This is a genomic window from Psychroserpens sp. (assembly GCF_047633235.1).
Lineage (GTDB): Bacteria > Bacteroidota > Bacteroidia > Flavobacteriales > Flavobacteriaceae > Psychroserpens.
Genome location: NZ_JBLIET010000062.1, coordinates 1 through 12,016, shown reverse-complemented (window position 1 = coordinate 12,016; position 12,016 = coordinate 1). Strand labels below are relative to the sequence as shown.

Genomic DNA, 12,016 nt, shown 5'->3' with positions numbered 1-12,016 from the left:
AAATGCAATTAATTTATACAACGAAGTAAGATTACATTTATCTTTAAACTTCAAAACACCAAATATGGTCTATAAATTAACCGCATAAAATCAATTTTAACCTGTAGCCATATATCAGGGCAAGACAGTTTTTCTGATTAATAACTCCTAACTTATAAGAGCTAAACGATAATAATTGATTGAAATTCTGAATTGATTATTTCTCCGCTACTTAAGCCAAAACCAAGCCCACCCCTATTTTCTCCAGTAAATATGGATTGTGCTCAATCACTAAAATATCATTGTCGATACTAAGTTTTTCTAAGATATCATAAAGCAAATCAATATCTGCATAGTGCATGCCTGTACTAGGCTCATCTATAACAAAAAGTTCGTTTTTCGGCTTATATTGCAACCAATTCAAGAGCAATAAGCGTTGCTTTTCGCCAGAAGAAAGAGATTGCACCGTTTGATCTAAGCTTAAATGAGCCAAGCCAATGTCTTCTAAGTTTTTGATCAATTCGAGGCTGCTCACAGATACTTTAAAACCTGTAAACCAAACTTTCAATTCCGTGATATTCATATCTAAAACCTCAGCAATATTTTTCGCTTTTATATCATGGGTTAAAATATATTTTTGATAGCGTTGCCCACTACAGTCTTCACAAATTTCAATGGTATTGGCAGTAATGTCCAAGCTGGTTTCAACAAACCCATTGCCTTTACAGTTCGGACATTGGCTTAATTTGTTTTTATATGAAAAGTCTTTCGGCTTTAAGTCCGTTTCGTTGGCAAATATTTTACTGATATCACTCAGTAAATCCAAATAAGACACCAATAAAGTATTAGAATACGTCCTTAGCTTTTTGGGTTCAAAATAATGTGCTCCTGCGTACGTTTTAGGCAAGTCTAGCCCACCACAATTTACAGGATGACCAGTTTTAATACTCGGGATTAGGATATCTTTTACCAAGGTGGTTTTCCCGATACCTGATTTTCCTGTTAGTGCTGTAATGCCTCCAATAGGCAAGGCTAATTCGTCTTTCTCCAGTGTATGTTTGGCAAGCTTTCGAATATTAATTTGGGCATTTCCTTCATTAAGTTGCATAGCTTTGCTAGGAGCTTTCAAAAAAGGATGACAATCGGGTTGTTTAAGAAAACCTGCTGTACTACCTTGATATGTAATATAGCCACCCAATTTCCCGGCTTTGGGACCGATCTGCACAATATGATCCGCCGCATGAATAATCGATTTATCGTGTTCAATTACAATCACAGTATTTCCTTTACATATAAGTTCTTTCAGGATGTGAATCAGGTCAGGAATATTCTCCTGCGATAAACCTGCTGAAGGTTCATCTAACAAATAAGTAATACCTTTTAGTGGACTGTTCAACTGCTTGATCAAAGCAATGCGTTGGTTTTCCCCTCCAGAAAGTGTGGGTGATTTTCGGTTCAGTTGCAAATGATCAATATGCAATTCCTTTGCCCTAGCAATTGTGTTATGAAGGAGTGGCTCTATTTTAGAAAGGAGTTTTCCATCGATATTTTTGGTGAAGCTGTTATTACTGTCAGTAAGCCACTCACCTAGCGCTTTAAAATCCATTGATTTGATGGCATGGATAGATTTGCCTGCAATGAGGAATACTAATCGTTCAAGCTTCAATCCACTGCCTTCACAATGGCTGCATTCTTTAGGAGAAAAGAGCGCCGTGAGGTTACTGATATTTTTATTTTTTCGGGTCTTAAAATATTCCTCTTGAAGGTATTTAAAGAGGCCTGCCCACGGCATGTTTAAAGCTTGTATTCCCTCGCGAGTTTTCGTTTGGTACAACCAATCAGCTAGCCAAAATTTATCTCCTGTACCCTGTAATAGAATTTCTTTTTGTTTGGATGTAAATTCCTTAAATGGTGTTTCCAAGGTAAATCCATTCTCAACTCCTACTCTATTTAAAATAGCCATATGCTTCCCTGCAGGATCACCATAATAGCCAATAGCTTTGTTATGGGCGAATAAACCACTGGAAATACTTTTATCGGGATTCAATACTAGCTTGTTCAGATCAGGAAGTAATTCTTGGCCCAAGCCTTCACATACTGTACATTTTCCTAATTCGTGGTTATTTGAAAAATGACTGGCTGATAATTCTTCACCTTCATATTGCGCCTTTCTGGAAAAGGCAAAACGCAAGATCTTGTCAATCCCCGTTTGTTTTGCAATATCTGAAAGCGAGGAATCGTTTTTTTGTTTGCGTGTTATGCAAATGCTAGGCGTGAGTCCTTCAATATAATCGACTTCAAACTGAAAATTCACACCGACTCTCGATTGCTGATACGTCGAAAACTGCTTGGTCATTTCTTGTAGTCCATAGCCATGCAAAGTATCAATTACCAAAGAAGATTTACCCGAACCTGATAAGCCTGTAACAACCGATAATTGATGCTTAGGGAAGTCCAAATCTAAGTCTTTGAGCGTGTGTGTTCGTGCACCCCGAATGGAAATTAGCTGGCGTTGCTGTGGCGCTTCTTCTTTTGTATCAATCGACTGTCCTTCCAGTGCGTTATCCACCCAAATATCACATGACGATTGAAAAAGCGGATGGTTTTCAAAGCAAAGTATCCCTGCAGTTTGTAGCTTTAGTTTGTTTAGAGCATTTAACAACTGCCCTATATTTTGTTGATGTAACCCGATACTAGGCTCTTCCAATACCAAAAGTGTCTGTTTAGATTTCTTGGCGAAGTGTTTGGTCAGTTTAATTCGTTGCGCTTCTCCACCCGATAAGGTGTTAGAAGGCTGCCCAAGTTTGACATATCCCAAGCCTAATTGAATCATTAAACACAGAATTTCTGTGATCTTTTTTTTCTCAGAAAAGAAGTCATAAGCCTCTTCAATACTGAGGTTATAAATAGCAGCAATATTTTTATCTTTAAAATGCACGCGCAGTACATCAGCCTTAAAACGCTTCCCATTACAAGTCGGGCAAACCTGGTTGATGTTACCCATCACACTCATGGAGAGGGAGATTACGCCAGCTCCTTCGCAAGCCTCACATCGGCCTTTTTTATTATTAAATGAAAAAGCACTTTTACTAAGGTTTAAGGATTTCGCTTCAGTTGTTTTCGCTAGTAAATCACGGATTTTGTCTGCTAAGCCTGTATATGTTGCTGGGTTGCTGCGCGGTGTTTTTCCAATCGCTTGATCGGTGACAGTGATAAGGATCAAATGTTCCTGTTTACAATAATTTATAATACGTTCTAGCAACTGTGGCGTTTTCCGGCTAACTACTGAAAGCTGATTAGCCTGCGGCAGAAAGCTATTAACCGACCCTTTTTTAATCTTCTTTTTAGATTGAGAAATCGCTTGAGTATTAGCCGTTTTGATAGCTGATAAGGTAGGACTATTTAAATGTTTAGCCTTTAAAAAGTCCTGAGTGGAACCGTTAAAAACCACATCACCACCATGAATTCCTGCTCCTGGACCTAATTCGACAATCCAATCTGATGCTTGTATAAAATCCAAATCGTGTTCCACCACTATCACAGTGTTACCTCGCTTGATCAATCGATCCAAAATATGGAGCAAATAGCTTTGGTAATTAGACGACAAACCAATGGAAGGCTCATCAAATACATATAAAATACCTTGTAGATTACTGTTGACTTGCCTGATGAGCTTAATGCGTTGTCCATCACCAGAAGAAATAGCCGTGCTTGGAGTGCTCAGCTGGTAATGGCCCATACCCAAACGGATCAAGTCCAATAATTGAATGGAAATTTTATTGACCAATAGCGTTTCTCCAGCATTCAAATCTAGGGGATTTAGCTGATCATATAAATCGTTTAAAGACAGCTCCATCCATGCTTGGTAATTCAAACCATTCCATTGATAAATCAGCTGTTCCTTTTTGATACGGCCTCCTTTACAACTTGGGCAAACTTTAGAACTAGAAAATTTAAGGATGTTTGGATTTCTATCCCGTCTTAAAATGTCTTGCATAATGGGAAGCATACCTTTATAAGTGCCTTCTTCACGAGGTTTGGCTTTAATCCCTTGCCACCTCAATCGAGATTCCAAACCGTGTTTCCCATAAAACACTTTGAGGCGGTCACTACCATTTAAAATGACTTCTTTTTGTTCGGCTGACAGTTCTTTCCATGGAATATCTACATTGAAACCATGGGCTTTACAGACTTTATTTAATTCCTCAACAGTTATCTGTGAATATACGATATAGCCGTTAGGCAAAGTGGTGGTAATAGCACCTTCTCGCAGGGTCTTATTTTTATCGCCGACCAGTTTATTAAGATCTATATATTCTGCTTCGCCAATTCCACGACATACCTCACAGGCTCCTTTCGGATGATTAAAAGAAAATAGCGACTTGCTCATGGTTTCATCTCCAGAATAGCGAGCAAATATAATCCTGAACACTCCCGCTAACTCAGAGAGCGTGCCAAAAGTAGTATTGATGGATTGGAAGCGTTTCGTCTGCTCGACCTTGATGACAGGTGGTAAATCTTGGATGTCATCGACGTCAGCCGTCGGGATCATTTGTCCGTTTTGTTGGTTGTAGGCTGGTAAACTTTCTAAAAAATAGCGATAGCCTTCATTAGCGATTACGCCCATGGCCAAGGAGGATTTTCCTGAACCTGAAAGCCCAGTGACCACAATCAAACAATCTTCAGGAATATTTAAATCAATGTTCTTGAGGTTATTTTGATGGGCATTAGTTATTTTCATACTTTAAAATACTTTTTAACTTTAAAGACTCAAAGGTATAAAGAATATAAAAGTTCACCAGAAGCATCATATTCCTTTTTGTCTTTAGATATAAGACACAATTTTAAAATTTAAATTATTAGATTCTCCTTCTCGCATTTGCACACTCTCTCATCTCTGAGATATAACAACGTAACAATTAACATCAAAAAAAAGTAAAGGACTTGGACTTGAAATTTAAGTTATAGATACAGGTTGGCAATAATTATGAAAAAACCAGATGCTCAAAAACATATTACGGCTGGCAATGCCCTGCACCAATATAGATTATTTAATAAAATGCAAAAAAAATTAAATACGCTAAAACTGAGAATATAAATAATAAAGATGTAAGTTTTCTATTAATTAGTATCCTTTAACTTGGGTTGATTTGATAATTTTCCTTTCTGTAAATTCAAAACTTGTGGATAGAACTCCTTAATAATTACTTCTCTAATTAAGGAAAGACTGTTGCTTTTATTTCCGCCTTAAAAGGAATTAGTATACTATTTATCATTTTCTATCTTTTTAAATAGTCATACTAATGCGCATTTGCGTGAAGGATTGTAGTGAAAATCCCGCAGCTCGACGCAGGAGATGCGAGGAATTGCAGCGAAAAGCCTGACCCCTGTGGTCACGCCCAAATTTTGTGTATAAAAAATTAATTAACCTCTACTCACAAGAATAGATATAATACGCAATAAAATGACACTTCCAAAAGCATAGCTAACAAATTTCCCTGTAGGTTTTGAAGCTTTAAATAATGTAATCCCAAGTTTTACTAACACATTACTAGTGGCTTCGATGATGACCGATGACGCTAGTTTTAGTTGTTCTCCATCTAAAGAAAACTTTGCCATACTTATGGTAATAGCATCGGTATCTTTCAAATCAGCAATTAAAGCAGAACAGCATAAACCGCTCTCTCCAAGAATTTTTTCACTATAAAAAACCGCATATAATAGTAAGATATAAACAACCCCAAAACCGATGGCATTGAAGATATTTACTGGATTTCCTAATTTAATATTGGTATCAGGTTTAGGGTCATCCTTTCTCATCAATATCAGAGTTGCGATAACACACACCAACGCTAATAACCCGAAGGGCAACGCTAAATATTTCAAAAGGGCATTATTAAAAATAAAGGATAATAAGGCCAGTCTTGGAAACATAATGTCTGAAGCTACAATAATCCCTGCACTATATTTTTTTGGAAAGCTCTGGAGACGCTGTACGTCTTGATGCGTAATTCTGAGCGCCTGCTGTAATGGATATTAATTCGTCAAGTATAGCCGTAAGAATTATACCTTTTTTGGAGCCTACAAACTTCACAAAAAAGTATCCAATGAAATTTAAAAAGGAGACAATGACTATAATAGAATCAATCTCAAAAAGATTTAGTAAAGGATCTGGACCAGATTCCTTATTAGGTAAAAAAGGTAAGATCAATAAAGTGATTATTAAGAATTTTATCACGACAAAAAGTTCTTCGGAAGTAGTAGAACAAATTTATTCTGATAGCGCTCTAATTGAGTAAGTACGTCTTTGTCTGTCGAACGTGTTACTAGTTAACTCAAACGATTATTAAAAAATTTTAACTCGTCTTTCCAAAAGGCAAGTTCTCCTTTCCATCGTTGGTATTCAAAGTGCAAATTGGAGTTGTATATAATTCCTTTTTCCATAGTATTTGGCATTTGAATTTATACTTTTTCAAAGTTGAAGTTTTATTTACAAGTTTAAAATGCTTTAAATCATACTTGATTTAAAATAACCTCAACCATATTAAATATCTTGGTCATCCTTTTAAAGCAGAAGGGTAAAGCACCGACCTGCACTTATAAATACTTAAAGAAGTCTTACGATTAGGGATTATCCTATTGAAAATAATACATCAGCAGAAGATTGAAATCATATACTGTAATTGATGCAAGAACCAGAAGAAATTAGGTCAGTAAGCCAAAAGCCTGCTTCGCTATTTCTAATTCTTCATTGGTAGAAATGACTAGTATTTTTACTTCGGAAGCAGATGTATTAATTTCCTTTATAGCATTTAATGGCTGTTCGTTTTTTGTATCATCTAAAACAATTCCGAAGACATCCATATCAGTACATACAAGCTTTCGAATCACACTCGAATTCTCTCCAATTCCTGCAGTAAATATAATGGCATCTAATCCGTTCATCGCTGCACTGTATGCGCCAATGAATTTTTTTATGCGATAGGCATTCATCTCTAAGGCTAGAGTGCAATCTAAATTACCATTGTCAGCTTCCCTTTGAATGTCTCTTAAATCGCTATATCCTGTAAGTCCTAACATGCCACTTTCTTTAGTAAGTAGCGCATTCACTTTATCCAAGTTATATCCTAAATTATTAACTAAATAAAATACAATTGAGTGATCTATATCACCACTCCTGGAACCCATTATAAGTCCGTTAGAAGGCGCAAAACCTAAACTATGATCAATACTTTTACCGTCCAAAACTGCTGTTATACTACAACCGTTGCCTAAATGAATGGAAATAATCTTAGATTTTTCTAATTGTAGATATGCAATAGCCTTTTCAGAAACATACTTATGACTCGTGCCGTGGAAACCATATACCTGAATATTTTGTTCCTTATAAAGACTGTTGGGAATAGCGTATTTTTTAGCTTTTTCAGGCATAGTTTGGTGAAAGGCGGTATCAAAAACAGCGATTTGCTTCGCTAAGGGAAAAAGTTGCTCTGCAATAAGAATTCCTTCAAGATTATTAGGATTGTGCAAAGGTGCCAAGGCAGTATATGCTCGAATCTCTTGCTTCACTTCAGAATTAATTAGAGTGGTATTTGAAAATGAATTCCCACCGTGTACTACGCGATGTCCTACAACTTCAATATCATTTGTATCCTGAATAACTCCTTTATCTGGGTGGAGTAACAATTCTACAATTTTTTTTAACCCTTCCTTATGTGTGCTTATGCTTTCAGTCTTCTTAATATTAACGGTATTCGCTTTATATTGTAGAATGGCATCGTCGTGACCAATACGTTCCAAAAGACCGTGACATATTAATTCTTCGGAAGGCATTTTTATAAACTGAAATTTTATTGAAGAGCTTCCAGAGTTGATTACCAATATATTCATAGACATTCTTTAATTTTAAAATCCTTGCGCCTGAATTGCCGTAACAATAACCGTATTAAAAACATCATCTACAGTACAACCTCGACTTAAATCATTTACAGGTTTATTTAATCCTTGAATTATTGGCCCGATCGCCAATGCTTTTGTTTCTCGTTGCACCGCTTTATACGTATTATTTCCAGTATTTAGATCAGGAAAAATAAAAACAGTAGCTTGTCCTGCTACTTCAGAGTTCGGCATTTTGGTCTTACCAACCGCCGCATCAACCGCAGCGTCATATTGAATAGGACCTTCAATTTTTAAATCAGGTCTTATTTTCTTGACAATTTCTGTTGCCTTTCGAACACGTTCCACATCTTCTCCAACACCCGAAGTCCCTGAAGAATACGATAACATTGCGATCTTAGGCTCAATGCCAAAGGATAAACTAGTAGTGGCAGACGACATTGCAATTTCAGCCAACTGTTCTGATGTAGGGTTGGGATTAATAGCGCAGTCTCCATACACAGACACGCGATCTTCCAAACACATAAAAAAGACGGAAGAGACTAAAGATGTTTCTGGTTTAGTTTTAATAAATTGTAATGCTGGTAGAATGGTATGCTGTGTGGTATGCACTGCTCCTGAAACCATACCATCTGCATCGCCCATATGCACCATCATTGTGCCAAAATAAGACACGTCTTCCATCAAATCTTTAGCCATTGCAAGATTGACATTCTTATGTTTTCGCAGCTCGTACAACGCGTTTGCATAAGCTTCAAAACACTTAGATTCAATAGGATTGATAATCGTTATTTTATCTAAATCTAGCATAATGTCTAAAGTTGCGATTTTATCTTCTATTAGTTTTTCCTCTCCAAGAAGGGTGATATCAACCACGTCTAAATCAATCAATTGTTTTGTAGCCCTAAGAATACGCTCGTCTAATCCCTCTGGTAATACGATATGTTTTTTATTCGATTTTGCTTTTTGTAATAAGTTATACTGAAACATTCTAGGTGTAATTCCGTTCGTTTCAAAAGTAATCAAGCGCTCTACTAGAGCTTCAACCTGTACATGTTTTTCAAAATCCTTTATCGAAGTTAGTATCTTTTGTGTATTCTGGGCATATATCTGCGATTTTATAGCACCTATCCTATTTGCAACTGAGAATGTACCTTCTTTTACCGAAATAATTGGAACAACATCTGAAAGCCCTTCAATCAGTTTGATGATTGAATCTTCAGGTATTAAACCACCCGTAAGTACAATGCCAGATATAGATGGATAATTAGCCGAAATATTTGCCTGTAGCGCTCCCAAAATGATATCGGCTCTATCGCCTGGTGTTATTACCAAACCATTCTCTTTTAAATGGGTGAGATAGTTCCGTAATTGCATGGCTCCAACACTAAAATATCCAGCCTGGTTGTTAATATAAGATTCTCCAAAAAGTACGGTTGCCTCTAGTTCTTCGACAATCTCCTTTATGGAGGCATTTGCCAAAATGGGATTTAACGGAATCGCGTTTACGATGACTTCGGAAGGCAGATGCTTCTCCAACTCAGTAACTACTAAAGATTGATTTTTTAGTTCTACCTTGTTGGCTATAATAGATAAAACTTCAACACCTTTATCTCTAAATGAATCATAAGCTATTTGTAAACTTCCCACAAGTTCTTCAATCGTTTTCCCCACACCACTAGCCAGAATAATTGCTGGAATACCTAAATTTTTAGCAATCAATACATTAATATCAAATTCTATAATAGAGCCTCCTCCAGTAAAACTAGTGCCTTCTATTAAGACAAAATCAAACCGCTCTTCAAGCGCTTTATACTTTTCAATAATCTTGCTGATAATCTCATCATCTTTATTTTCGTTTTTCATTCTTATGACCTCACTTCGACTAAAGGCATAGGCCTCTTCAAATTTAAAATCCAAGTTAAAATAAGTCTTAACTGTATTGATATGATTATCGATTTCACCTTTCTTGAAGTCATCAATGATGGGTCTAAAATAGCCTACTTTAGCTGCCTTGCCCAATAAGAGTTGCATCAATCCCAGTGATACAATAGACTTCCCGCTATTAGGTTCGATTGTAGTAATATAAATAGCTTTATTAGTTGGTTTCTTTGTCATGAGCTCAAACTATATTTTAATGATATCTGTGGGAGTTACGCCTAAAATGGTAGTATCTCCTCGCAGAGTGATAGGTTGTTTCATAATCTGCGGATTATGCTGTATCATTTTTGTCCAATCATTTGTCGAAAAATTATGATGTTCAAAACTTGATGTATATGAAGGGTGTACTTGGTTTACAAGATTAACTACATCCCTATGCAATCTTTCTGCTAGTTCGACTATTTGAGTTCCTGTTAATTTTATTTTTAAGATATCTATGTCCTCGATAGCTAATCCTTCAGCTTTAGCAAGAGCCAAGGTTTGTTTTGCTCTTGCAGACTTTGAACTGTAAAACATTGTTATTTGTCTATTTGACGTGGCTATTTCTCCCATAATATTGACTCTAAAGTTTACTTATTTGTTTTTATATGTCGCCAGATGATGTTCTAGTAGTTGCTTTAAACTCTCTAAATACTCTTGCATTGCCATCTTATCAACTTGTGGATGATTAGAAGTTGCTATGGTCATTGGATTTTCATCTAATGTACGATAGAGCTCTGGGTAATTGGTTTCAATATTAGTTGTGATTTCAGAAATCTCTCTAAGCTGGTTATGTAAATGCTTCATAATATATGTTTTAATAAATATTATTTATTTTATGTCTTACTCATATCTTAGAGTATCAATAGAATTCAATTTTGCTGCTTTTCGTGCGGAAAAACACACTAAAGAAACACCTAAAACCCAAAACATATTCCTATTCCTATTGACTAAAAAGCTGCTCTTATAAAAAATGTGGTTATTTGAAAATAATCTAATTTCAAACAACACCAAATACAATTCTTATAAGACCACCAACCAAACTTAAAACCATTACTTCCATTAAAAATGGTTTGAGAATATCACTTTCTCCAGCATCGATTGCTAGTCACATAGGAATTTCACGGCTTCTTTCAGTCACGAGAACTAAGATACTATTCATAAGTCTAATACGAACAACAATTAACAAAATACTGACAATTACTCCCCCTTGGGATGATTAAAACACCAATGTTATTTCCTAGAGCTCAATTAATATTGTAATTTCAAAATCATCTCGGGCTCCATTCTTAATCTTATGTGATTATAGCAAAAGCTGGGTAGCTTTTATTTCGAGGTGAAGCGTATTAGCGAATAATACTAATATTCAAATCACAAGACTAATAGAGAACATGCTATGTTATTGTTAAAGAATCACTTTAATTCTCCATAACTAATAAAGGCACTTTTAAATCAAAGGTGAAATGCTCTACAGGATGCGTAATAAACAGACGTTCTAAAAAAGAATGTCTGCGACTCATCATAGCGAGTAAATCTATACTATTCTCTACAATATGTTTTGTGATTACAGTGTATAAATTTCCTTGATCTAGTTCAAGAAAAGAATGATCAATATTTGTAAAACAAGCATCTAAAAATGCTCTATTATTTTTTTGATTCTCTGTAAGATGTTCAGAAACTTTAACATGAAGAACATGAACAGCGTAATCATATTTATCAGCAAGGTCTACTAATATTGACAAATCGTTAGGTTTATACTCAGAATAATAATTAGTTGGAAAAACGATATCTTTAATTTCTAAATATTTATAATCATTAGGGATTACTAATACCGGACAACTACAACGCTGAATCACTCTAATGGTATTAGACCCAAAAACACGTTTATCTAATTTAGAATTCCCTCTAGTTCCCATAACAATCAAGTCTATGTTCTCAATATCTACAAGTTGATTAATCGCATCAATAAAATTATCGTAATCAATATTAGATTTAAAAACATGCAAGGCATTTCCAAAAGTACTCTCTAAATTATTAATCAAACGTTTAATTTGTTCTATAGAAGAATTAATGAATTAAAAACAGTGTCTGAAGGCTTCATTTTTAAAAAATTCTAGTGCATAGTGAATAGCGTTAATAGAATTCTCAGAGAAATCAGTTGGCAATAAAATTTTTTTCATAACATAATGAGATTTATTTCGATACGAAATTACTTAGTATT

Annotated in this window: 9 protein-coding genes; 1 reads left to right on the top strand and 8 read right to left on the bottom strand. The window is 35.5% G+C overall.

What is annotated here, in order from left to right; translation table 11 throughout:
- Nucleotides 1-211 precede the first annotated feature (211 nt).
- The 3 genes from ACJAZK_RS13730 to ACJAZK_RS13720 form a co-directional block, all read right to left on the bottom strand.
- Nucleotides 212-4,720 carry an AAA family ATPase gene (locus ACJAZK_RS13730; RefSeq protein WP_415224512.1) on the bottom strand — a complete coding sequence of 1,503 codons (4,509 nt, stop codon included), beginning with the start codon at nucleotides 4,718-4,720 and terminating at the stop codon, nucleotides 212-214.
- A gap of 683 nt (nucleotides 4,721-5,403) precedes the next feature.
- On the bottom strand, nucleotides 5,404-5,913 hold the full coding sequence (locus tag ACJAZK_RS13725) for a DUF4010 domain-containing protein (protein ID WP_415224511.1): 510 nt from the start codon (nucleotides 5,911-5,913) through the stop codon (nucleotides 5,404-5,406).
- Nucleotides 5,914-5,941: 28 nt separating this feature from the next.
- Complete coding sequence (locus ACJAZK_RS13720; RefSeq protein WP_415224513.1) at nucleotides 5,942-6,073, bottom strand: hypothetical protein; 132 nt, start codon at nucleotides 6,071-6,073, stop codon at nucleotides 5,942-5,944.
- Between the two features lie 13 nt (nucleotides 6,074-6,086).
- Between ACJAZK_RS13720 and ACJAZK_RS13715 the strand changes: the two genes are divergently transcribed.
- Entirely contained in the window at nucleotides 6,087-6,278 is a 192-nt protein-coding gene (locus ACJAZK_RS13715; protein WP_415224514.1) for a hypothetical protein, read from the top strand.
- Between the two features lie 406 nt (nucleotides 6,279-6,684).
- Here the strand turns inward: ACJAZK_RS13715 and ACJAZK_RS13710 are convergent, their stop codons facing one another.
- The 5 genes from ACJAZK_RS13710 to ACJAZK_RS13690 all read right to left on the bottom strand — a co-directional run bounded on the left by ACJAZK_RS13710 (nucleotide 6,685) and on the right by ACJAZK_RS13690 (nucleotide 11,837).
- Entirely contained in the window at nucleotides 6,685-7,869 is a 1,185-nt protein-coding gene (locus ACJAZK_RS13710) for an acetate/propionate family kinase (RefSeq protein ID WP_415224510.1), read from the bottom strand.
- A gap of 15 nt (nucleotides 7,870-7,884) precedes the next feature.
- Nucleotides 7,885-9,993 (bottom strand): phosphate acetyltransferase, encoded by a 2,109-nt coding sequence (gene pta / locus ACJAZK_RS13705; RefSeq protein ID WP_415224509.1) that lies wholly within the window; start codon nucleotides 9,991-9,993, stop codon nucleotides 7,885-7,887.
- Nucleotides 9,994-10,002: 9 nt separating this feature from the next.
- Nucleotides 10,003-10,368: an arsenate reductase family protein gene (locus tag ACJAZK_RS13700; protein WP_415224508.1), complete on the bottom strand. Its 366-nt coding sequence runs from the start codon at nucleotides 10,366-10,368 to the stop codon at nucleotides 10,003-10,005.
- A 21-nt stretch (nucleotides 10,369-10,389) separates the two neighbouring features.
- Nucleotides 10,390-10,602 carry a hypothetical protein gene (locus ACJAZK_RS13695; RefSeq protein WP_415224507.1) on the bottom strand — a complete coding sequence of 71 codons (213 nt, stop codon included), beginning with the start codon at nucleotides 10,600-10,602 and terminating at the stop codon, nucleotides 10,390-10,392.
- 611 nt (nucleotides 10,603-11,213) lie between these two features.
- Nucleotides 11,214-11,837 carry a universal stress protein gene (locus tag ACJAZK_RS13690; protein WP_415224506.1) on the bottom strand — a complete coding sequence of 208 codons (624 nt, stop codon included), beginning with the start codon at nucleotides 11,835-11,837 and terminating at the stop codon, nucleotides 11,214-11,216.
- Nucleotides 11,838-12,016: the final 179 nt, after the last annotated feature.